This window comes from Bacillus ectoiniformans (assembly GCF_016908875.1).
GTDB lineage: Bacteria > Bacillota > Bacilli > Bacillales > Domibacillaceae > Bacillus_BX > Bacillus_BX ectoiniformans.
Map to the genome: position 1 here is coordinate 55,902 of NZ_JAFBES010000002.1, position 21,940 is coordinate 77,841.

22 protein-coding genes and 2 other annotated features are annotated in these 21,940 nt (G+C 41.7%); of the genes, 3 read left to right on the forward strand and 19 right to left on the reverse strand.

Annotated features, from left to right (window positions below; translation table 11 throughout):
- Positions 1–41: 41 nt before the first annotated feature.
- Positions 42–279, reverse strand: a binding site (T-box leader).
- Positions 280–313: 34 nt separating this feature from the next.
- Positions 314–561, reverse strand: a binding site (T-box leader).
- A gap of 88 nt (positions 562–649) precedes the next feature.
- The 3 genes from JOC78_RS03385 to JOC78_RS03395 form a co-directional block, all read right to left on the reverse strand.
- Positions 650–1,309 (reverse strand): GNAT family N-acetyltransferase, encoded by a 660-nt coding sequence (locus JOC78_RS03385; protein ID WP_204553010.1) that lies wholly within the window; start codon positions 1,307–1,309, stop codon positions 650–652.
- 22 nt (positions 1,310–1,331) lie between these two features.
- Positions 1,332–2,189: a carbon-nitrogen hydrolase family protein gene (locus JOC78_RS03390; RefSeq protein WP_204553012.1), complete on the reverse strand. Its 858-nt coding sequence runs from the start codon at positions 2,187–2,189 to the stop codon at positions 1,332–1,334.
- A 76-nt stretch (positions 2,190–2,265) separates the two neighbouring features.
- Complete coding sequence (locus JOC78_RS03395; protein WP_204553014.1) at positions 2,266–3,759, reverse strand: phytoene desaturase family protein; 1,494 nt, start codon at positions 3,757–3,759, stop codon at positions 2,266–2,268.
- A 170-nt stretch (positions 3,760–3,929) separates the two neighbouring features.
- Between JOC78_RS03395 and JOC78_RS03400 the strand changes: the two genes are divergently transcribed.
- Positions 3,930–5,165 (forward strand): EAL and HDOD domain-containing protein, encoded by a 1,236-nt coding sequence (locus JOC78_RS03400; RefSeq protein ID WP_204553016.1) that lies wholly within the window; start codon positions 3,930–3,932, stop codon positions 5,163–5,165.
- On the opposite strand, the gene panF is transcribed toward JOC78_RS03400, so the two are convergent.
- The 13 genes from panF to JOC78_RS03465 form a co-directional block, all read right to left on the reverse strand.
- Positions 5,157–6,593, reverse strand: a complete 1,437-nt coding sequence (gene panF / locus JOC78_RS03405; RefSeq protein WP_204553018.1) for a sodium/pantothenate symporter — start codon at positions 6,591–6,593, stop codon at positions 5,157–5,159. The genes JOC78_RS03400 and panF overlap by 9 nt on opposite strands.
- Positions 6,590–6,862 (reverse strand): YhdT family protein, encoded by a 273-nt coding sequence (locus tag JOC78_RS03410; protein WP_338023164.1) that lies wholly within the window; start codon positions 6,860–6,862, stop codon positions 6,590–6,592. The genes panF and JOC78_RS03410 overlap by 4 nt, the downstream gene beginning before the upstream one ends.
- Positions 6,863–6,952: 90 nt before the next feature.
- On the reverse strand, positions 6,953–7,729 hold the full coding sequence (locus JOC78_RS03415) for an alpha/beta fold hydrolase (RefSeq protein ID WP_204553022.1): 777 nt from the start codon (positions 7,727–7,729) through the stop codon (positions 6,953–6,955).
- Positions 7,730–7,814: 85 nt separating this feature from the next.
- Positions 7,815–8,726: a homoserine kinase gene (gene thrB / locus JOC78_RS03420; RefSeq protein ID WP_204553024.1), complete on the reverse strand. Its 912-nt coding sequence runs from the start codon at positions 8,724–8,726 to the stop codon at positions 7,815–7,817.
- Positions 8,723–9,784 (reverse strand): threonine synthase, encoded by a 1,062-nt coding sequence (thrC, locus tag JOC78_RS03425; RefSeq protein WP_204553026.1) that lies wholly within the window; start codon positions 9,782–9,784, stop codon positions 8,723–8,725. Before thrC ends, thrB begins: the two co-directional genes overlap by 4 nt.
- Positions 9,781–11,082, reverse strand: a complete 1,302-nt coding sequence (locus tag JOC78_RS03430) for a homoserine dehydrogenase (protein WP_204553028.1) — start codon at positions 11,080–11,082, stop codon at positions 9,781–9,783. The genes thrC and JOC78_RS03430 overlap by 4 nt, the downstream gene beginning before the upstream one ends.
- Before the next feature lie 275 nt (positions 11,083–11,357).
- Positions 11,358–12,062: a DUF2306 domain-containing protein gene (locus tag JOC78_RS03435; protein WP_204553030.1), complete on the reverse strand. Its 705-nt coding sequence runs from the start codon at positions 12,060–12,062 to the stop codon at positions 11,358–11,360.
- A 29-nt stretch (positions 12,063–12,091) separates the two neighbouring features.
- Complete coding sequence (locus JOC78_RS03440) at positions 12,092–12,637, reverse strand: DUF7010 family protein (RefSeq protein WP_204553032.1); 546 nt, start codon at positions 12,635–12,637, stop codon at positions 12,092–12,094.
- A gap of 201 nt (positions 12,638–12,838) precedes the next feature.
- Positions 12,839–13,294, reverse strand: a complete 456-nt coding sequence (locus tag JOC78_RS03445) for an OsmC family protein (RefSeq protein WP_204553034.1) — start codon at positions 13,292–13,294, stop codon at positions 12,839–12,841.
- Between the two features lie 154 nt (positions 13,295–13,448).
- A complete protein-coding gene (locus JOC78_RS03450) occupies positions 13,449–14,060 on the reverse strand; it encodes a YdhK family protein (RefSeq protein WP_239586978.1) in 612 nt (203 codons plus the stop codon).
- Positions 14,061–14,184: 124 nt separating this feature from the next.
- Positions 14,185–14,568, reverse strand: coding sequence for a DUF302 domain-containing protein (locus JOC78_RS03455; protein WP_204553037.1), 384 nt, complete (start codon positions 14,566–14,568; stop codon positions 14,185–14,187).
- A 138-nt stretch (positions 14,569–14,706) separates the two neighbouring features.
- Positions 14,707–16,686: a lipoteichoic acid synthase gene (gene ltaS, locus JOC78_RS03460; protein WP_420829893.1), complete on the reverse strand. Its 1,980-nt coding sequence runs from the start codon at positions 16,684–16,686 to the stop codon at positions 14,707–14,709.
- 256 nt (positions 16,687–16,942) lie between these two features.
- Positions 16,943–17,818, reverse strand: coding sequence for a metal-dependent hydrolase (locus JOC78_RS03465; RefSeq protein ID WP_204553039.1), 876 nt, complete (start codon positions 17,816–17,818; stop codon positions 16,943–16,945).
- A 90-nt stretch (positions 17,819–17,908) separates the two neighbouring features.
- On the opposite strand from JOC78_RS03465, the gene JOC78_RS03470 reads away from it, so the two are divergent.
- Positions 17,909–18,472, forward strand: coding sequence for a TVP38/TMEM64 family protein (locus JOC78_RS03470; RefSeq protein ID WP_204553041.1), 564 nt, complete (start codon positions 17,909–17,911; stop codon positions 18,470–18,472).
- 23 nt (positions 18,473–18,495) lie between these two features.
- Here JOC78_RS03470 and JOC78_RS03475 read toward each other — a convergent pair whose 3' ends face one another.
- From JOC78_RS03475 to JOC78_RS03485, 3 genes are all read right to left on the reverse strand, one after another.
- Positions 18,496–18,978, reverse strand: a complete 483-nt coding sequence (locus JOC78_RS03475) for a DUF456 domain-containing protein (protein ID WP_204553043.1) — start codon at positions 18,976–18,978, stop codon at positions 18,496–18,498.
- 96 nt (positions 18,979–19,074) lie between these two features.
- Positions 19,075–19,878, reverse strand: a complete 804-nt coding sequence (locus JOC78_RS03480; protein ID WP_420829894.1) for an ABC transporter permease — start codon at positions 19,876–19,878, stop codon at positions 19,075–19,077.
- Positions 19,856–20,635: an ABC transporter ATP-binding protein gene (locus JOC78_RS03485; protein WP_204553047.1), complete on the reverse strand. Its 780-nt coding sequence runs from the start codon at positions 20,633–20,635 to the stop codon at positions 19,856–19,858. The genes JOC78_RS03480 and JOC78_RS03485 overlap by 23 nt, the downstream gene beginning before the upstream one ends.
- Before the next feature lie 263 nt (positions 20,636–20,898).
- Between JOC78_RS03485 and JOC78_RS03490 the strand changes: the two genes are divergently transcribed.
- Positions 20,899–21,858 carry an ABC transporter substrate-binding protein gene (locus tag JOC78_RS03490; RefSeq protein ID WP_338023170.1) on the forward strand — a complete coding sequence of 320 codons (960 nt, stop codon included), beginning with the start codon at positions 20,899–20,901 and terminating at the stop codon, positions 21,856–21,858.
- The last annotated feature ends 82 nt before the right edge of the window (positions 21,859–21,940 follow it).

The following is a 21,940-nucleotide window of genomic DNA, read 5'->3' on the forward strand; positions in this document are numbered from 1 at the left end:
TTCGCATAAAAAAACCTCCATAGCTGTGATTAATCACAACTATGGAGGACGGTTTTAGCCGCGGTGCCACCTCACGTTGAAGCATTACGCTTCCACTTATTCAAGCACAGGATTGTCTCCGATGCTCTATCCCTGTAACGGGGGAAACCGGGCGCCCTACTATGATTTCAAGCTGCCTCTCACAAGTCCATTCACGAAGCCTTATCGCACCGGGTCTCACCATTTCCGGCTCTCTGTTACGCATCAGGCAAAGCTACTACTCTTGATCATTGAGTTAAAATATTCATTTAAAAAACACAAAAAGACCCTCATCGCAAAGGACGAGGACCCGTGGTGCCACCTTTATTGATTGTTTTCACAATCCGCTTAGTCTGTATCGAAGCACATAGCTTGAATACAGGTCTTAGATAACGATAAGACAATCGCCAAAGCCTACTGCCTCATCGGGGTTCGGTTTGGAAGCTCGGAAGGCCATTCACTTAAAGATCCGCACCGGTTCGCACCACCCACCGGCTCTCTGAAGCTTTTCTGAAAGCTACTCTTCTTCGTCAACACTTATGATTCGTTCAATTTGTTGTTTTCAATGTTAAAGAATATCAACTTGAAAGTCAACACATTTTTCAAACTATTTATTTTTGAGCCAATTTTCTTATTTAAATGGATTTCTCCATTCCATTAAAAGAGCATAATGATGGGATTCTTCATCTTCAAGGTAATCTTTCAATAGTCCAACAGGCATACGTGCGCTTCGCAGCAAAAAAGTAAGGACAGGGTCTTGAATCGTCCCTGTTATTACTTGATTGACATATTCTTCAGCCGTTAAGTGATCGGCATATTGATGATACCTCGGCATCCTGCCTCCGCCAAGCAGACGGTCCAGTTTTTTGTAAATCACCGTTTGATACATGGCCTGCATCATCTTTTGGGCCAGCCCTAATTTTCGGCTGCCTGGCCGAACACTGATGTCCACTATATATAATGTGTTTCCTTTGGGATCATGATTCTTTATATAACCATTATCTGTGATTTCTTCCCACGTATGAGTATCTCCTGGTGAATAGTTCACAAGAAGGCCTGTCATCGAGCCAACGATCTTTCCTTCTACTTCCACACAAAAAGCCCCTTCCGGGAAGATCGTCACATGATTAAGAAGCTGCTCTTCGTTCCACCACAGCTCCTCAGGAAATGGAGGCGGAAAGCATTCTCTTTGGATGTCGATTAAATCGTGGATGTCAGCTTTCGTATAGTTTCTAATTACAGTCTTTAAAGGCTTGTCACCATCAAAACAATAACATTCACTTAAGTACATTTAATCACTCCTTAGAAAGTGCTCACTTCCAATCGGGATAAAGATCCGTGCGGCGATCGCGCCATGTCGTGACGGACCCTTTTTCACGCACTTTATATAAAAGCTCCAAATCTAAATCCGCCGTAATGATCATGTCATCGTTAATCATGCCTTCTGCTAAAATGCCCGCAGGCGGAAATGGCACATCATTTGGCGTAATAATGGCCGCTTGGCCAAAGTTTACCCGCATTAAATCCACAGTGGGCAGTGAGCCCACAGTTCCCGTCACTACTACATACACTTGGTTTTCTACCGCGCGCGCATGACTAGTATATCTGATCCGGTGAAAGCCGTGACGGTCATCTGTGCAAGTTGGACAGAAAATGACATCCGCTCCCTGCGCTTTTGCCATCCGGACAATTTCAGGGAACTCAATATCATAGCAGGTGAGAATCGCGATTTTCCCTTTTTCTGTATCAAAAATCTGAAACTTCTCTCCTTGCTCCATATTCCAGCCTTCCACTTCCGCCGGGGTAATATGAAGCTTCGCCTGCTGCTCCATGCGGCCATCCGGATAAAACAGGTGGGCCACATTTTGAATGCGATCTCCTTTATTTACTACGTGGGTACCTGCAATGATATGAGCATCGTAGGTTTTCGCCAGACTTTTAAATAACTGCTGGTATTGATCAGTAAAATTCGGAAGATCTGTAATCGTTAGCGCCTTCCCGTTTTCATCTCCGATCGACATGAGCTGCGTTGTGAAAAACTCCGGAAATAAAATAAACTCCGCGTCAAATTCTTTTGCTGCTTTTATATAATGCTCGCACTGTGCGGCGAATTCTTCAAATGATTGAATCGTGTGTAAATGATATTGAATGGCAGATACTCTCATTTTCATAAGTTCAGCCCCCTCTTTCGATGTCTGAATTTAAGAGTAGTAGAAAAGAAAGGAAATTTCAAGAAATCTATCGTTTTTATTGTGACAGTTTTTTGCCGGTAATGGATGAATACACATGATAGGCTCCGACAGACACGCCAATGGTGCCAGCACCCGGAAAGATCGAATCTCCGCACAGCCAAAAGTTCGGCAGTTTCGTGCGGTGGGAAAGGCTGAAGAATAAACTGTTGTTTCTTGATTGGCCAAATCCCCCCACCATCCCGCCAGGTCTTCCGGTATACCTCTCCCATGCTTTCGGCGCCCCACATTCGACTTGTTCGACGGCTTCCTTGAAATCAGGGTAGACTGACAGAATGGCCGCTATCATTTTTTCTTGCATGAATATTTTTCGCTTATCATATTCCTCTTTTGCTTTCCAATAGGATAGATCAATATGAGTCGATACCGTCATCGTTCGATATCCCTCAGGTGCCCGGACACGGTCAGTTCCATTAGATAAACTCATAAATATATGATTCCCCTCTGACATCTCTCCGGATTCTGATGTGCAAATCTGCTGAAAAAGCGGCATATTCATAATGGTATCCGTTTCTTTTAACGTTAGGTAAAGCGTCATCGTTCGCCAGGTTTCTTCGGCTGTTTTTTTCCGGAGCGTATAGCCTAGAGAACGTAAGTCTGTTTCGGATAAGAGATCCGGAAGCACTTGAACAGGCAAGCTGCTGATGACATGATCCGCTCGATAGTCATTTCCGCGATGATCGGTTACCGTCCATTTATTGCCCGTACGAACCATTCTTTCTGCTTTTCTGCCGAGCATCAGAACACCGCCGTTACCTTTCGCATGATCTGCCAATCGGTGGGCCACTTGGTATAACCCGCCTTCCACATAAAAAGCTCCTTCATGATAAATATCTAATGCCAGACAGCCGAGAATACAAGCGCACTGTTCACTCTTCACCTGCATGCTGTCAATTAACTGCCCATCTATAAAATGCTTAAAAGGCGTATTCAGAAGATCAAACTTCTTCAATAAATGCCCAACCGTTTTAGGGAAATAAGGCAAGAGGGTGAGGGATGAGACATTTAGTGAATGCAAAAGTCCTAGCCACTCATTTCTTGTTTGAGGCGGCAGCACTGGCAATTCAACCATTAACGCTCTTACTTTTGCTGCAATTTCATAGAGTTTTTGGTAGAAACGCATGATTTTTTGCTTATGCTCAGGGAACGCACGAACGAGGGATTCCACATGCTCGTTCCGATCTCGATGAAATGTGATCGTTTTATTAGGCAGATGGATGTTCATTACTTCCTCAAGCTTCTGAACTGGCAATTCCTGCATCGGAATATGTAAATGGTTAAAAATTCTTTCGTGAATGCCTCCCTCTTCAAAGCCCATCCCTAATGTCGCCCCGACCGGAAATAAAAACTTTTTCCTAGAGAATTTGCCTGCACATCCGCCCCATTCTCTTGATTGTTCAAGTACGGTTACTTGATGTCCATCATTTGCAAGCATGGCAGCTGCTGTTAATCCCGCAACTCCGCCTCCGATAATGATCATGGATTCTTTCATGCTACTCTACCTTTCCTGGTCATATTCCATTAAACATAATGAAAACAAAGCTGAGATGCAAAAATAAATACGCTTTAATTTGTTTCCTATTAACAAAATACGTTATTTTTTTGTACCTTTACTCCTACTTATTTGGTAATATAAAGAAAAAAGCACATGAGGTGTTAAGTATGACTGTTTTCGTAGCCAGGCAGCCTATTTTTGACAGGCAAGAAAAAGTAGTGGCCTACGAGTTATTGCATCGTTCTACAGCTAGACATACTTCTTTTCATGACATAGATGGAGACCGCGCGACCATAGAAGTTTTACATAATAGTTTTTTAAATATTGGGATCGACCGGATGGCAGAAGGAAAAAGATTATTTGTTAATTTCACAGAAAATCTGCTTCTAATGGACCTGCCGTCATTTCTCCCTAATGAAAAAGTCGTCATTGAGATATTAGAAGATATAGAGGCGTCGGAGGAACTGCTGTATGCTTGCGGCAAATTAAAAGAAAAAGGGTATTTAATCGCACTGGATGATTTTATTCTCCATGATCAAAATGCAGCCTTGCTTCCCTTTACAGATATTATTAAAGTTGATTTTTTATTGACAACACGCAGTCAGCGGCAGGCGATGAAGCAGAGAATCACCCGTACATCCATCAAATGGCTGGCAGAAAAAGTAGAGACACGCGAACAGCACCAAGAAGCACTGGAAGATGGATTCGATTTCTTTCAAGGATTTTTCTTTTCCAAACCCTCAACGATGAGTGCCGATGCCATTCCGCAAACAATCAACAGCCACTTTTTAATTTTAAAAGAAATGGCAGTGACCCAGGCAGATGTGAATAAAATTTCAAGTATCATAGAAAAGGATCTCTCATTATCCTACCAGCTTCTGAAATTGCTGAATAAAGTTGCCTATAAGCGAAGAGGCAAAATAAAAACCATCCATCAAGCGGTCATGATGATCGGATTAGACGAGCTAAAAAAATGGATTTCTTTTATTCTTTTAAATGACACCGGTCCAAAATGCACAAAAGAAATCATTCGCACATCATTAATCAGAGCAAGAACGCTCGAGGAAATCGCTAAACTGTGCAATCAGAAGCAACAGTCCGCTCATTATTTTATGACAGGCATGTTTTCCATGATTCATGCATTAATCGCCCGTCCTTTAGAAGAAATACTAGCAGAACTTCCCATTGATACAGAAGTCAAAAATGGCTTGCTCTCTTCTGAAAGCATCCTTTATCGAACACTTGATGTTATAAAGCTGGTCGAACGAGGCAACTGGCAGCAGGCGGTGACGAATTGTGTCCATGTCGGCATTAACCCCAACGCCTTTTTTGCTTGCTATCATGAAGCCATTCGCTGGAGCGATCAGATATTACGAAAAGAAACGAGCAAGGAATTATCCTAAGCTCGTTTTTTCTTTCCTATTAAGTTTAGAAACAATGATAAAAGCGATCAAAGACAGTAAGATTGGCAGCACAACGGTATGCATGCCAAACGCATTCGGGTAATAGGAATGCAGAATAATATATGAAAGCATTCCTGTGACCATTGAAGCAATTGCCCCGCTTCCGTTTGCTTGTTTCCAATATAAACCAAGAACAACCGGCCAAATAAATACCGCTTCGAGGCCGCCGAAAGAAAAGAGATTGAGCCAAATAATTAAGTTTGGCGGATTGAGTGCAATGATAAACACAGCCGCACCAATAACCGCCGTGATCCATAGACTCATCTGGCGAATTTTCTGCTCCGGCGCTTTTGGATTGATAAAATGCAAGTACACATCTTTAATAATCGCGGAAGATACGAGGAGCAGCAAGGAATCTACTGTTGACATAATCGCTGCCATTGGCGCCGCCAGTACAATTCCTGCCAGCCAATCCGGCATAATCGTCATGGCAAGAGTCGGCATCACCTTATCTCCTACTTCAATTCCTGGCACAATCGCCCTCGCCATCACTCCAACCAAGTGCATGCCAAGCATGATGACTCCCACAACCACCGTCCCAATGATAAGAGCCCGGTGCATCGCTTTCGAATCCTTATAGCTCATTGCTCTCACCGCTACTTGAGGCAAACCAACTACTCCAACACCTACAAGAATCCAGAAAGAAGAAATATATAAAGGCGTTAAACTTCTGTCATGACCGTAAGGAGATAAAAGATTTGGATTTTCTTCTCCGAGCTTTGTCATGATATTTTCCATACCGCCTCCTGCTTTTAAAGCAGCGAACAGCAAAATGAACGTACCAGTCACCATGATCAGTCCCTGCACCATATCCGTAATCGCTACCGCACGGAACCCTCCGATCAGCACATAAAAAATGACAGACACCGCAAAAATGATCAAAGCCGTCGTATAGGATAATCCGGTGATAGACTCCACGAGCCTAGCTCCGCCGATCCACTGTGCCGTCATCGCAGAAAATAAGAAAATAATAATGCTCAATACAGCGAGTATGACGACCCATTGGTTTTGATAGCGGGCATAGAGAAAATCAACAAGAGTGACAGCTTTGTATTTCCTAGCCATGATGGCAAATTTCTTCCCAAGAATCATCAGGACGAAGTATCCGGTAGCCACCTGGCTCATGGCCAAGAGAACCCAGGCAAGCCCGTATTGGTACGCCGCACCAGGCCCGCTTAGAAAGCTTGATGCACTCCCATAAGTCGCAGCCATCGTCATCGCAAGAATAAAGCCCCCGAGCTCACGGCTGCCAAGGAAGTATTCCTGCACGAACACGTTAGAACTTTTCACAAATTTACTTGAATACAGACCAATCATAAAAATTAAAACTAAAAATATAAGGAGTGGCGCTACAACTGAAAGATTCACTCGTCATCTGCCTCCTCTTCAAAAGGCACTTCAGTAAAAAATACTTTCACAGCGAGATAAACCAGTCCCACCATGAGAACAAAACCAACAATGCAGCTGTAAAAAAACCAGGCAGGCATTCCCCATACATAACTGTATTCTTCAACAGGGTCACTGCCAAGCCCGTACGCAAAGCCAAACCACCAAACGAAATTGATCAGCACTAAACCCACACCGATCCACGCTTCACGTTTAGCAATTTTAAATCGTTCATCTTTTACTTCATTCACGAATTTCCGTCCTTTCCTAAAAATATACCGCAAAAATAATTGTGTTATTTTTACCATACGATAAGGAAGGACAGGTTGCAATCATTGATTTTATCTACCAAGCGATTGACCGGCATAGTTATGAACGAATGATGCAATGAGAGGATTGATTTGTTCGTAAGATTTAGTTGGCAGCTGATGATTGGCTTCATTAATAAAATGAATGCTTGACTGCGGAATCTGTTTATAATAAATGCTGTGATGATTAATTTGCTTTGCCCGGTCACTATAGATTAACATGAGCGGCGTTTGCCAGCTTTTCAAGTCATTCGTGATGTTAAACGCCAAAGAAAGCTGGTAAAAGTTCTGCCACACTCGTCGGTCAGCTCTCATCATTTGTTGATACATGATATCCTTTTCCACGTCATTTGAAAAATGACTAGAAGAGATCAGACGTGCCAGTGCAGCAGGAGCCACTTTCACCAGCTGAATGCCTATTCGGTGCTCCCATTTAAGCGCAGTTGTTCCCACTTTGGGAAAGCCGCCGGATAATAAGACACCGCTCACTCTCTCTGGATATGTTAAAGCATATTGCTGCACAACTGTTCCTCCCGAAGAATAGCCGAATAAGAAAACCTTCTCCTCACCTAGATGTTTTTGCACAATGTCGATGTCTTCAATAAAACTATTTAAGCTTGTGCCAAGGGATGAATTGCTTTTGCCGTGGCCGTTTAAATCCATTTGAACAATGGTCATTTCTTCTTGGAGTTCCAGCTGGTATTTAAAGACATACCCGCTCATTCCAGGGGGATGGATAAAGATCACAACCGGGCCCGTTCCCGTTTTCTCATAATAGATCTTCTTGCCTCGTTCCTCTGCGTAAGGCATAGTCTTCACACCTTTTTTGGTCTAGTATCAGCCTGCATAGCTGAAAACATACGAACGATCAGACCACAGGAAAAAAGCTCCGGCATTAACCGAAGCTTTTATTTTTAATTTTTTTTTGGACACCGTTTGAATCAATTTCGAGCTGCAGCACATCGCAATCATCAAAACGTTCTTGTAAACACTCAGCGATTACCTGCGCTTTTCCTTTTGGCGTAAAAGTTAAGATCGTGGGACCCGCTCCGCTGATCACGGTCGCAAAAGCACCCGTTTCTTTTGCCAGGACTCTCGCATCTTCAAACTCTTTAATTAAATGAGCGCGGTACTGCTCATGAAACACATCACGTTCCATCATTTCGCCCGCTAAAGAATAATTCTCCGTCGCAAGCGCTGCGATTAATACATTAGATACTGCACTGGCTTCAACAGCCTGCTGCCTTGTGTAAGAATCCGGAAGCGCGCTTCGTGCCTCTTCTGTTTTCAGTTCATAACGAGGAACCGTCACAATTAGATCCATATCCGGTGCAGGCAAATGAACAATCTCAGCCGTTTCTCCGAACGAAACGCCAACGACCATGCCTCCGTAAATAGACGCCCCAATATTATCAGGGTGCCCTTCATAGGAATTGCCGATTTGAAGCTTTTCCTTATTCGTAAGCCCGAGGTTAGCATAAATATCCGCCAGTTCAATGCCAGCCGCAATCGCTGCCGCACTGCTTCCGAGACCGCGAGCGAGAGGAATATCACTATGCATGCGCACCTTCAATGGAGGAAGATCTCCCCCGTGAAGGTCGGCTGTTTTTTTCGCCACTTGATAAACCAAGTGGCTTTCATCTGTCGGCAGCCCTTGCAGGATCTCTGATGTATGTTCAAACGACCATTTCTCGGCACGTTCCACTTCAAGCGTTAAGTAAAGATTAAAGGCGAGGCCGATGGAATCAAACCCCGGCCCCAGATTTGCCGTGCTAGCCGGCACCTTGATCACATCAGGTGCACTCATGCACGAACAACCCCTTCAATATAATCGAATACGGCTTTTTCATCGTTTGGCAGAACGACAGGTTTTTGAGCAATGCGCTCAATCGCTGTTTGAGGATCTTTTAATCCATTTCCAGTTAACACGGCAACAATCGTAGAGCCTTCAGGGATTTCTCCTGACTTGCGGTGTTTAATGATTCCGGCAATAGATGCACAAGAAGCAGGTTCTGCGAAGATGCCTTCTTCTCTCGTAATCATTTCAAATGCTTCTAGAATTTCTTCATCCGTTACTAAGTCGATCTTACCGCCAGACTCATCACGTGCCGCAACGGCTTTATCCCAGCTAGCTGGATTTCCGATCCGAATCGCTGTTGCAATCGTTTCTGGCTGTTCGATCACCATATTTTTTACGATGGCTGCAGCACCTTCTGCCTGGAACCCGTGCATTTTCGGAAGGCCTGTTTGGAATTTCTCGTTGTATTCTTTGAAGCCTTTCCAGTAGGCCGTAATGTTCCCTGCATTTCCAACCGGAATCGCGAGTACATCCGGCGCTTTTCCTAACTGATCGCAAATTTCAAAAGCCGCTGTTTTTTGGCCTTCGATTCGATAAGGATTAACAGAGTTCACAAGCGTAATTGGTGAATGCTCGCTGATTTGGCGAACCATTTTCAACGCTTCATCAAAGTTACCTTCAATAGAAACGATCTCCGCTCCATACATCATCGCCTGAGCCAGTTTGCCCATCGCGATTTTCCCTTCAGGAATAACAATGATTGCGCGCATGCCTGCACGTGCAGCATAAGCCGCTGCTGCCGCAGACGTATTGCCCGTTGACGCACAGATCACAGTATTGCTTCCAGCTTCCTTGGCTTTAGCCACCGCCATCACCATGCCGCGGTCTTTAAAAGAACCTGTAGGATTCGTTCCTTCTGTTTTTACATAAATTTGAACGCCCAATTTTTTAGAAATATTCTCAAGTGGAATTAATGGTGTGTTTCCTTCCATTAATGACAGTTCTGGTGTTTCTTCAGTTACAGGCAAGAATTCTTTATATTGTTTAATTAGGCCTTCCCATTTCATTTGGCTCCGTCTCCTTCTGCACGGTAGAAGCTTTCTACCGATTTAACTACTGATAGATCTTTCATTTGTTCTAAGACATTTTCATAGTTTTCTAAAGATGCCTTGTGAGTAACAATCACGATTTCCGCTACGCCTTCTTCTTCTAACGGTAATTGAAGAATCTTTTCAAAGCTGATGGAATGCTGAGCAAACAGTTTCGTTAACTCAGAGAACGCGCCGACTTCATCACGCACATGAAGGCGAATAAAGTATTTGGCAAAACGCTCATTCGATGTTTTCAGTTGCTTTTCAAATTGTGGAGCAAGCGCGCTTCTTCCGTTCACGCCAAGACGCATATTTTTCACAACCGCGACTAAATCACTGACAATTGAAGTGGCTGTCGGCAAGCTTCCTGCACCTGGTCCGTAGAACATCGTTTCGCCTACCGCTTCTCCGTATACATACACAGCATTATATTCGTCATTTACAGCTGCTAATGGGTGATCATTGGATAAGAACGTCGGCTGTACGCTGACTTCTGCACGAGAATCATCTTGATCCGCATAACCAATCAGCTTCATTGTATATCCAAGCATGCTGCCATATTTCAAATCATTTTTCGATACATTTGATATACCGCTGACACTAACATCGTCAAGCTCAATATCCATGGAGAAAGCTAAACGGGCTAGGATTGCCATTTTGCGCGCCGCATCCAGTCCTTCTACATCAGACGTTGGATCAGCTTCAGCGAATCCTAAGTCTTGCGCGTCACTTAGAGCTTTCTCATAAGACAAGCCGTCTTTATTCATCTTCGTTAAAATGTAGTTCGTTGTACCATTCACAATTCCCATCATTTTTTGGATCTTATCAGATGATAAACCGTCTGCTAGTCCTCTGATGATTGGAATACCACCAGCTACACTTGCTTCATAAAATAAATCAGCATTGTTTTCAGCGGCTACCTTTTGCAATTCAGAGCCATATAAAGCAATTAAGTCTTTATTCGCTGTTACGACATGTTTCTTCGCATTGAGTGCATCAATTATGTATTGGCGTGTATCTTCAATTCCGCCCATGACTTCCACAATCACATCAATATCCGGATCGTTTACGACATCATATGGATCAGTAGTGAGGAAATCGCTGCTTAATTCCACATCACGGGATTTATCAATGTTTTTAACAAGCACTTTTTTAATCGATACCGGACATCCGACTTGATGAACAAGCTGCTCCTGGTGATCTTGTATTAACTTTACTACTCCTGTGCCTACTGTACCTAAACCTAATAATCCTACATTTACGTTGTCTGTCATTCTTCCTCACCTCTGTGTATTTATATCGTGTACATTTGTTTTTCCATAGTAGACATTATATATGGAAGAATAGAGTTTGACAACCTAATATTTTATTAAAATATAATTTTTCGTCTTTTCTAAATTTTATAGAAAAGAGTTCGTTCTTTCAACAAAAATATTCTAGTTCTTGGGAGTTTTATAAGTGCAATGAAATACCGATAGAAATAGACCCGTATTTAGGGGGTTATTGGACATAAAAAAGCACAGACACCATACAATGTCCATGCATTTTCTCAAGCTTGAATCGAAGACCCCTTCTTCCCATTAAACTTCCGCTGATAATACACTGAAAACCCAATAATCACCGGTACGAGCACAAATGTCGGCAGCAGCCATAATAATAAATTACTGGATGAAATGTTCAATAATCTAGGCGCTCCGAAGACGGTAAAGGCCGTAACTGTTGAAATACAGCACGCAATCATGCCCCCGAAGTGTTCAAAATACCAATGCATCTTCCTATTCGGTTTTCTCAGCCAGTAATTTAATTGAGTCCCGCCTAAAAATAGACCGAGCAGAGGAAAATACGTGATGAGTGGGGAATCAATCGACACGCCATAGATTCCTATTCCAATACCGGAACATAGTAATAGTAAACTGACAAACAGGTCTAACACCTGGCGATGAGGTTCTTTTCGTTTTTTAAACCGCAGCACACGAATCCCGTACCAGGCAGATGCACCGCTTAATATGGAAATAAAGATTAAAAACCACGAGAACGATACCCTTTCAAGATCCGCCTGTTCATCAAAGAAAATTCTAAAAGCCCCCATATAAAAGGAAGATACAGCCACTATTCCCATTGCATATACGTAGATCCAACCCACAAGATTGTGTACTTTTCCCCCTTTTTTAGTCACGATCGGAATCCAAAAGACAATCAAGGCTAAAAATCCTGCGGCGATATGCAGGATTTTAAATATATTGAAAATCTCCACTAATCATCACTCCACCTTTATACTTTTCCTTATTGTATGATTGACTTATTTTCTTTCAAAACCCCTAACACAGTAATGAAGAAAATAGTGGCGATGACAAACGGGAGCAATTGAAATACGTAGGCTTGAAAGACACTTCCAATAATTAATGAGGAACTCGTCATAGCCAATGTTAAGAAAAGGTAAGACTTGCTGTTGTAGAGCCAATAATAAACAATAAAGTGCGATCCCCCGAGGAGACCAATGGTGAATGGCAGCCAATTGGGACTAATTTGATAAATGACAATAAATACTGGGATATAAAACGATTGCATGCCTGCTGCAAGTCCGCCTAATGTGGCGAGAGGATTGCCTTTCTGAAAATAATTAATCCCTGCGAACTTTCCCAGAAGCACGCCCAGCGGAAAAATAGAACCCATCCCTACTACCCAAATGAAGTGAATTATTTCTACCGGAAGCAAGAAAGATAAAATTCCAAGAATGAAATGATAAATGCCTCCGGCTAGTAAAATGGTATAGCCTCTTTTGCTTGTAAAAATTAAATCTTGTTTATAATTTGTAAATGTTGCTTCCATAAAGTCCCCCTAACGACTATTCTGCCTATCTATTTTTCACTTCCTATTATTTTACAGCACATGACTAATTTACTATACTATTTTTTTGATTTTTTATTTTTCGCTGCTTATTTATTTGAATTTTGCACAATATACTTTTTTAGAATTTAATTTTCACATAAAAAATACTGTTGAGGCTAATCAACAGTATTTTCCACTGACTTATTTTGTTTTCCAGCTCGCCTTAATCTCTACTCCCGCATCTTGAATCAAATTAAAGACTGGGCATCTGCGTTCAACTTCGGCTTTCAATTCATTGATTCTAGCTTCAGTTTCATTTGTTGTTAAAATCACTTCAAATCGGACACTTTTAAAATGAGGAGATACATCTTTCTGGCCTTCTAATCCACGCAGGTCGATGACACCGGAATTTTTGAATTCAACTCCTGTGTAACTAAAATCCATTTCTTTTCCCACTAGTGCAATGACCACCGATGTACAGCCGCTTAAAGCTGCCAGCACATACTCCATTGGGTTAGGACCATGATCTTCTCCACCTAATGCTGCAGGTTCATCCATAATCAATTTCTCAAAGTTTCGGATGCTAATCCCTGTTTTAACTCCACCTTCCCATAAACCGCCTGTTGAAACTTTTACTAATTTTTCCGTACTGATCATTACAAATCACCTATCCTTATAAAATTAGTTGGTTTTATAACTATAAACGATTTAATGTTATCTGTAAACTCAGAATTATTAAAAATCATTGAACTGATAGTTCTAAACACAGCAAAAGAGAATCTATATTTAGATCCTCTTTTGCTTCAGTCAATTATTTTACAGGAGCCAATTCACTCTCTGTTACCCACTTATGATTCGTCACTTTCTCGCCGCCTGTTGTCGGTGTGTAATCAACCATATAGACAGTTGTTTCTTCAGCCGAGTCAATTGTTGCTTCGGCATCCTTCATGCCTTCCATATGATCGGCTTCTAGTGTTGATTTATCTCCTGGATTCAGCGGCTCATCACCGGCATCTTTCAACTCTTCATGGATCACCCATTTATGGTCGGTGACTTTTTCGCCGACTGTTGCAGGTGTATAGGAAACCGTATAAACAGTCGTGTCAAATGCTCCTGAAATAGTGGCTTCTGCCCCGTTCATTCCCGGCATATGATCTGCATTGATCATAGCTTGACTGCCTACTTCGTATGTCGGTGCCTCTGCTTCCATTAATCCTTCAGGAATTTCACCTGACCCTGAATGATCCATTCCTTCATGACCAGCGTGTTCCCCTTGATCAGCAGGTTCTTCTTTCACTTCCTCTTGCATCTGTGGTTCTTCTTTCGGCTCTTCCTTCATTTCTTCTTCATTTGAACATGCAGAAATGGAGACTGCTGCTGCTAGAGAAGCGATGCCTGTCATCCATTTTTTTCGTCTACTCATAACTGTTCCCCCTAAAAATCAAATTTTCTATGTAAGGCTTTCACAATTACTATTATAATACTGACTAGAATAAATCGTCTAACAATAACAAGCGGAAGGCTATATTCCCTTCCGCTTGCATTTATTATTTCACTTGGTCGATACAGCCGATCAAACGATTTTCAATGTCAGCTGCTAGCCCTTTTAGCTGTTCATTTTCTAGCATCTCAATTAAATAGGTTGGTTTCGGCATGCCGATTTTTGTTTGTCCATCTTCTTCATACACAACCACTTTGCAAGGGAGAAAATAAGAAGCTAAGCTTTCTTCTTCGAGCACTTTTTTAGCTTCGCCAGGATTGCACACTTCTAATACAACGAACTTTTTGTCAAACTCAAGTCCCTTTTCCTGCAGCTTATCTTTAATATCGAACTGCCAGAGGACACCGAATTTTTCGGATTTTAGGGATTCTTCGAGTGCAGTGATGGCTTCTTCAACAGAAGCAGTTACCGGTTTTGTGTAATGAAACATCTTTCATCATCCACCTTTCTCTTTTCTTCACATAAGTAAGTGTTCCCTAAATTCTGCTTGGAAAACTATTTTTTAGCCTCATTTTGTTTATTAAACGAACGAAAAAACCAAGCTGCCAATTTAGCAGCTTGGTTTGAATTAATGCTCCGCTCCCTGCTGTTCAGGGTTTGGAGAATTCTTAGGATTTGGATTCACATATTGATAATCGTTTCGGTCAATCTTTTTAAAATCTTTTGGCTGATAGAAACGCAGCAAGTCTTCATAGACGACTTTGTCAGAAAGCTCTAAGCGTTTTGTGCCTTCATCGCTCACTTGTTGACAAGCTTGCTTTCTTTCTGCCTCTTGAACAGGCTCACCTGTTACATTGTCATAGCAAACGCCTTTCACATGAGAAAATTCTTTTGAAATCACATCTCCATTACGGAAAGGAACAATTTCATCACGGTCTTTCGCGAACAAGTCTTGTCCAAAATGAATATAATCTTTTGTGTCTTGTCCGAGCAAATGCATAACGGTCGGCATGACATCCACTTGACTGCTGTACGTGTGGTTTACTTCACCTTTCACGCCAGGCACGCGGATATATAAAGGTACTCTTTGAAGCTGTGCATGTTTGTTATCCGTCACTTCTTCGCCAAGCACTTTCCCCATCGCTTCATTATGGTTTTCAGAAATTCCATAATGGTCACCATACATCACAATCACCGTATTGTCATATAATCCTGATTTTTTCAAGTCGTTGAAAAATTGTTCAAGTGACTGGTCCATATAATGAGCCGTTTGGAAGTAATTATCTACCACTTTATCTCCCGTCGTTCCCTTTTGGAAATCAGTATCTTTTTCGTGTCTGTCAAACGGGAAGTGGTTAGAAAGTGTAAGGAACTTCGAGTAAAACGGCTGCTTCAAGCTTGTTAAATATGGCATGGATTCTTTAAAGAATGGTTTGTCTTTTAATCCATAAGACACTAAGTGGTCTTGCTTTTCCATATCATAGTACGTCGCATCATAAAACTTATCGTATCCAAACGAACGATACATTTCAGAACGGTTCCAGAATGTCTTGTAGTTGCCATGGAAAACAGCTGATGTGTATCCTTCATCTTTCAGCATGGCTGGAGCAGATTGATAGGTATTTTCCGCATGTGTCATATAGACAGCCCCTTGCGGCAGACCAAACAATGAATTTTCCATCATAAATTCAGCATCGGACGTCTTGCCTTGTCCAGTTTGATGGAAGAAGTTATCAAAATAGAACGCACCTTCATCTTTCACTAATGAATTTAAGAATGGCGTTACTTCTTTTCCATTCACTTTTTTATCAATCGCGAACGTCTGCAGTGATTCCATCGATACATAGATCACATTCATGTCCTTCGCTTTTCCAAACATTTCAGGGTTCGGTTTAGGATTATTGGACTTGACATAATTCTCCACTTCGGAGATTTCACTTGAGTCCGCCATTGCTCTCTTGGCCGTTGTTTTTGAGTTTTGAACTAAATCGTAAATAGTAAAGTTATTCACACCTAAATACTTCACTAAGTAATTGCGGTCAAAGCTTCTTGTCAAAAGCTCTGGACGGTCAATATTAGCCAGTCCCAGGTTTAACAAGAAAATAAGGACTGCAGAAGTCATGACAGACATCACCGTGCGAATACGCAGCTTCTCTTGAAGTCCCGCTTTCTTCATCACTATTAAACCAATAATGATGAATGTATCCACGAAGTAGAACAGGTCAAAAATTGAGATCAGTTCCATGGCACTGCTGCCAATTCCCGCATTCGATTTTGCCTGCATCAAAACAGGTACCGTAATAAAATCGTTAAAGAATCGGTAGTAAGCAATATTTGCATACAGTACAAAGGATAGCAACACATTAATTAGCACAAAGGCGATATTTCGCGCTCTTCCTTTCCAAAATAAAGCCAGCGAGAAGAATAATAGTGCTGAACTCAATGGATTAATAAATAATAGGAAGTGCTGGAATGCATTTTGAATACCAAGATTAAATTCTATTTGATAAGCAGCATACGTTTTGATCCAAAACAGCAAAACGACTATAAAGAAAAAAGAAAGGTTGACTGAAGTCATCTTTCCCATCTTATTTTTTAATAGATTCATAGTAAACTTCATCACCCTATTCTAAAATTATTAAGATCATGTAAAGGAAATTTGAAACAAGAGTCATTATAGCAGATTATAAAGATGTATGCCAGAAATACGGCTGAGGTAATTTTTTCTTAAAACGCTTACAGACTCTGAATCACTGATAGTTAAAGGATTATGGCATGAAAAAGAGAAACTTCAAGTCGAAGTTCCTCTTGCTGCGAATGCATGCAGATCTTTTTAAATAATGTAAATTTTCTTTACAAAGCGATCATGGCTGATTTCTTTCCATATATTCAAATAAAAACGATTGGCCATTTCGGTAAAATCTTGGATCGTACACTCCGATTCTTTCGTCCGTTTGTTCAATGACAACAAATGGTGACCATTCCACCAGAGTTTTTGCTTTTGGGTTTCTTGCAAATAGCTCGCTAAGATCGGCTTCTTCATTTGAATAGAGTCTTTCCTTAAGCTGCTTCTCTGTCACAAGTGAATCAGAAATAATCTCCACTGTTCCATCCTTTTTTCCAATAATGGTATAATGCCATGGGATAAAATCCGCTGACAGAGCCAGCTGATCATAGTCATGTTTATGCTGCTCGTATAAAACATAGCCTTGCACAGACTGAACAATCACATGTAGAACAATGACCACCCAGCCTATTCGATAGAGCTGATACTCTTTTTGCAGCTTGCGCCTTTTAGATAGAAGAAACACAGCTAAAAAAATAAACCAAATGACAAAATCAATAATGGATATGGTCCCCAAAGTCAGCCTGGCATTCGAAAACGGCTCTAAATAACCAGTTCCCCATGCGTTAAAAACATCGCTTGTATCATGAATGAAAACGGCGAGTGCCGCTATTAAAAACAAATGAGTGCTTTTCACTCGGAATATTATATAGTTTAAGATGGTCAATAAGAAAGCCCATACCGGAACGAGAGCAATGGAGTGAGTAATGCCTCGATGCCACATTTGGTACTGCCCATTCGTATCCCACCATTTAGAAATCACATCAATATCGGGGATCTGGCTTCCTGCAATGGCTGTAACTAGCAGCGCCCGTTTTTCAGATTCATTCATATTTTCTTTATTAATAGCTTTGTAAAGACCAATGCCGAATAGCGTGTGCGTAATTGTGTCCAAACGCTCTTCCCTCTTTTCATTTACTGTGGATGAATATAATATGGATATTAAATGCGCTGCAATAGCAATGAAAGATTAGGAGTTTATAAAATGGAATTATTATTAGATGCTTTATTATCTGTCCCGCTTTGGATCGCGGCACTATTCAGTGTGTTGCTTAATATAGGAATTAGCATTGCCGGCGTGATACCCAGTGCATTTTTGACCACAGTCAACTTAGTGGTGTTTGGCTTTTGGCCTGGCCTGTTTCTGTCTTTCATTGGTGAAATACTCGGTGCCGCCGCGGCATTTGTGCTTTATCGAAGAGGGTTCCGCCGATTCATCAACCAAAAGGCAACCCGGTACCCTAAAGCAGAGCGGCTTCTTGAGCTAGAAGGAAAACAAGCTTTTTACACTGTGCTGACTCTCCGCCTTTTGCCCTTTATTCCATCTGGCGTCGTTACATTTTTTGCGGCCATCGGAAAAATCTCATTTCTATCTTACTTCACTGCGAGTTTGATTGGAAAAATTCCAGCTACCTTTATGGAAGCCTATACCGCCTACCAAATGGTTAATTGGACGATAGAAGGCCAATTCATCCTGATTGCGGCAGCCATCGCTTTGCTGATATATATTGTAAAGAAATTTTACCATAAAAACAGATACCAAAACTAAAGGTCTGCCCCGGGGCAGACCTTTTAAATGAGGACTTCTGCAATGAACCAAGTAATCATCAAGAGCTGAATCAATACTTTGGCGATGGTGCCGCTTAGAAAAGCGACTAATGTGGCAAAACCGACGACAACCGCTTTTTTCACATCTTTCAGAATAACTAATTCAGTCAAAACAACAGCGATAAACGGGACGAACAGAATACCGAATGGCGGCATAATAAAGGATCCTGCAATGACCCCGATGGTCGCTGCCCATTCTCCCCACTTCGATCCGCCGTACTTCTTAACGAAATAGCTATTGGCCAAAATATCTGCCAGGATGATCAGCACCGTGAAGCCACCCATCGCAAGCCAAAACACAATAGAAAGCTCCTCTTTGCTTAAACCGAAATAATAAAGGGCGAACCCTCCCCACAGAACTAGAACAGAAGGAATAATCGGAAACACCATTCCTGCAAAACTAAGCAGAAACAAAATGATAATTCCAATCCAAATAACAACAGACATCATAAACCGCTCCTTGAAGAATGTAATCACTAATATCCCTATTCACTATACAGATATGTCTGCCGGTATGCCAAGTTCAACTAATTTCTAAAGCGTTTATTTGCTGTGAATCAGCTTTCGCTCTAGTCTTTCTACTATCTGATACATCACTGTCGCGAGGATGGCGATGATAAACAGGCTTAACAGAACAAGTGTGAAGTTAAATACTTGGAAGCCATAGATGATCATATAGCCAAGCCCTTGCTTTGATACGAGAAATTCCCCAACGATCACTCCCACCCATGCCAGACCGACATTGACTTTCAAAGTAGAAATAATGGCAGGAAAACAGGCGGGCAGCACTGCTTCTTTGAAGCAATGATATTTTGTGCCGCCAAACGTTTGAACGACTTTCATATAATTGGCATCTACATTTTTAAAGGCTGAATAAATCACAATGGTGGTAATAATGATGGTGATTAATACACCCATCGCGAGGATCGATTTAAAATTAGGACCAAGAGCTACGATTAAAATAGGACCTAAAGCGATCTTCGGCATCGAATTTAAAATAACCAGGTAAGGGTCAAATACTTTGGACAGGAATGGATTCCACCATAAAACAGCAGCGAGCAGCGTACCTAAAAACGTACCAAGTAAAAAACCGACAATTGTTTCGGATAATGTAATTCCAGCATGAGTAAATAAACTGCCATCCCCGACTTTTTCGGTAAATAACGAAACAATCTCCGATGGCGAACTGAATAACAGTGGATTGATCCACTCTTTCATCGAAGAAAGCTGCCACAGACTAATAAATAAGATAAAGATCAATAATTGAACAAGTAATACATTTCGCTTCTCTTTTTTCAATTTTAATAAAAAGCTCTCGTGCGTTTCAGGTATTTTCTTGCTCTTCAAGTCGCTCAAACTCCTCCCATACGTTTTGAAACATCCCGCTGTAATCCGGATGCTGTCTCGCTTCAAACGGAGAAAGCTTCGTTAATGATTCAGGCACATCGAATATCCGGGAGATTCTGCCGGGGTTTTTGGAAAACAGGACAATTCTGTTGCTCATGGCAATCGCTTCGCCAATATCATGCGTCACAAGAATCGCTGTTTTTTGGTAATCCGTCAGCATACCGGCTACCAGATTCTCAAGCTTCAGCTTCGTTTGGTAATCAAGCGCGGAGAATGGTTCATCAAGAAGAAGGATTTTTGGATTGGTTGAAAGCGTCCGGACAAACGCCACTCGCTGGCGCATGCCTCCTGACAATTCCCCCGGATACTTATTTAACACAGAATGAAGTCCCACTTCTTTTAATAAAGAAAGCGTATAAGATTTACGTTCTTCATTTAACATGCCTCGGAGTTTAAGGCCGAGAAAGATATTATCCTGAATCGTCTTCCAGGGAAAGAGGTAATCCTGCTGTAGCATATACCCCACTTTAGGGTGCGGACCATATATGGGCTGATTATATAATGTAACGGTTCCTTCCGTTGGCGGAAACAGTCCGGCAATGATCGATAATACCGTCGTCTTTCCACAGCCGCTCGGTCCTAAAAACGAGATGAACTCCCCTTCATTAACCGTTAAAGAGACATCTTGTAGCGTAACAGCAGCCGAATGCTTAGAGAAATAGGTTTGGCTGACAGATTCCAGCTGTAAAAATGCCATATGAATCCCTCCAGTTTGTACGCGTTCAACAATTTCATGTTCAGTATAGTTTTCTATCTCTAATATATTGTGTGCAATCATGAAAGGTGAATTTGTGTCAGTCTCGGCAGCTTACCGCAAATGAATGGGTACATGCACAATTTTCAAGTTTCACTAATAATATGAAAAGGTCTTCAATTCTTTTATATTTGTGAGGAGGCTATGGCTTGAAAACATTCAAACGAAGTGGATACTTATTGCTGTCGCTCGTATTGGGAGCCGCTATACTCAGCGGGTGCTCATCAGAAGAAACCGAGAAAAAAGAAGAAAAAATGAAAACCGTCCGTGTCGCTGAGGTCACGAGATCAATCTTTTATGCTCCCCAATATGTTGCGATGGAAAAAGGGTTTTTTAAAGAACAAGGACTTGATGTGGATCTAAAAACGACATGGGGCGGAGATAAAACCATGACGGCGCTGTTATCAGACAGTACAGATATTGCCCTTGTCGGAAGTGAAACGAGTATTTATGTAGATGCTCAAGGTTCCAATGATCCTGTCATTAATTTCGCGCAGCTTACGCAAACGGACGGAACCTTCCTTGTCGCTAGAGAAAAGCCGGAATTCTTTTCTTGGGATCAGCTGAAAGGCAGCACGTTCTTAGGTCAGCGCAAAGGCGGTATGCCGCAAATGGCAGGAGAATTTGGGTTGAAAAAGCATGGCATTGACCCGCACAAGGATCTGACTCTTATCCAAAATATCGATTATGCGAACATCGCGAGCGCCTTTGCTTCAGGCACAGGTGACTATGTTCAGCTATTTGAACCGCAAGCCAGCCTGTTCGAGCAGCAAGGAATAGGCCACATTATCGCTTCTTTCGGCAATGAGTCAGGAAAGCTTCCTTACACAACATTTATGACGAAAGAAAGCTATATTAAAAACAACAATGACGTGTTAGAACGATTCACGAAAGCTATTTATAAAGCTCAGCTATTTGTGGAAATGAACAGCGCTGAAGAAACAGCGAAAATCATTGCTCCTTACTTTGACGATACGCCTGAAGAATTAATTGCGACCGTTGTCGACCGTTATAAAAGCCAGCATAGCTTTGCCACCAACCCTCTGCTAGATGAAGAAGAATGGAATAATCTCAAAGAAATCATGAAAGAAGCTGGAGAACTGCCTAAAGATGCGAATTACAATAAATTAGTGAATACGAAGCTAGCAGAAGATGCCATTAAATAAAAGAAGGATTAGAACCATGTCCCTTCCCCTGAAGAAAGATGTACTCAGATTTTAAATGTCATACTCACAAGCTAAAGCATCT

Coding starts and splice junctions, on each gene's coding strand:
- JOC78_RS03440 (WP_204553032.1), bottom strand. CDS start 12,637: ATGGAAGCAACATTTACAAATTATAAACAAGATTTAATTTTTACAAGC.
- JOC78_RS03385 (WP_204553010.1), bottom strand. CDS start 1,309: ATGTACTTAAGTGAATGTTATTGTTTTGATGGTGACAAGCCTTTAAAG.
- JOC78_RS03430 (WP_204553028.1), bottom strand. CDS start 11,082: ATGACAGACAACGTAAATGTAGGATTATTAGGTTTAGGTACAGTAGGC.
- thrC (WP_204553026.1), bottom strand. CDS start 9,784: ATGAAATGGGAAGGCCTAATTAAACAATATAAAGAATTCTTGCCTGTA.
- JOC78_RS03450 (WP_239586978.1), bottom strand. CDS start 14,060: ATGAGTAGACGAAAAAAATGGATGACAGGCATCGCTTCTCTAGCAGCA.
- JOC78_RS03445 (WP_204553034.1), bottom strand. CDS start 13,294: ATGATCAGTACGGAAAAATTAGTAAAAGTTTCAACAGGCGGTTTATGG.
- JOC78_RS03400 (WP_204553016.1), top strand. CDS start 3,930: ATGACTGTTTTCGTAGCCAGGCAGCCTATTTTTGACAGGCAAGAAAAA.
- thrB (WP_204553024.1), bottom strand. CDS start 8,726: ATGAGTGCACCTGATGTGATCAAGGTGCCGGCTAGCACGGCAAATCTG.
- JOC78_RS03475 (WP_204553043.1), bottom strand. CDS start 18,978: ATGTCTGTTGTTATTTGGATTGGAATTATCATTTTGTTTCTGCTTAGT.
- JOC78_RS03455 (WP_204553037.1), bottom strand. CDS start 14,568: ATGTTTCATTACACAAAACCGGTAACTGCTTCTGTTGAAGAAGCCATC.
- JOC78_RS03470 (WP_204553041.1), top strand. CDS start 17,909: ATGGAATTATTATTAGATGCTTTATTATCTGTCCCGCTTTGGATCGCG.
- JOC78_RS03485 (WP_204553047.1), bottom strand. CDS start 20,635: ATGGCATTTTTACAGCTGGAATCTGTCAGCCAAACCTATTTCTCTAAG.
- JOC78_RS03415 (WP_204553022.1), bottom strand. CDS start 7,729: ATGCCTTACGCAGAGGAACGAGGCAAGAAGATCTATTATGAGAAAACG.
- JOC78_RS03390 (WP_204553012.1), bottom strand. CDS start 2,189: ATGAAAATGAGAGTATCTGCCATTCAATATCATTTACACACGATTCAA.
- JOC78_RS03395 (WP_204553014.1), bottom strand. CDS start 3,759: ATGAAAGAATCCATGATCATTATCGGAGGCGGAGTTGCGGGATTAACA.
- ltaS (WP_420829893.1), bottom strand. CDS start 16,686: ATGAATCTATTAAAAAATAAGATGGGAAAGATGACTTCAGTCAACCTT.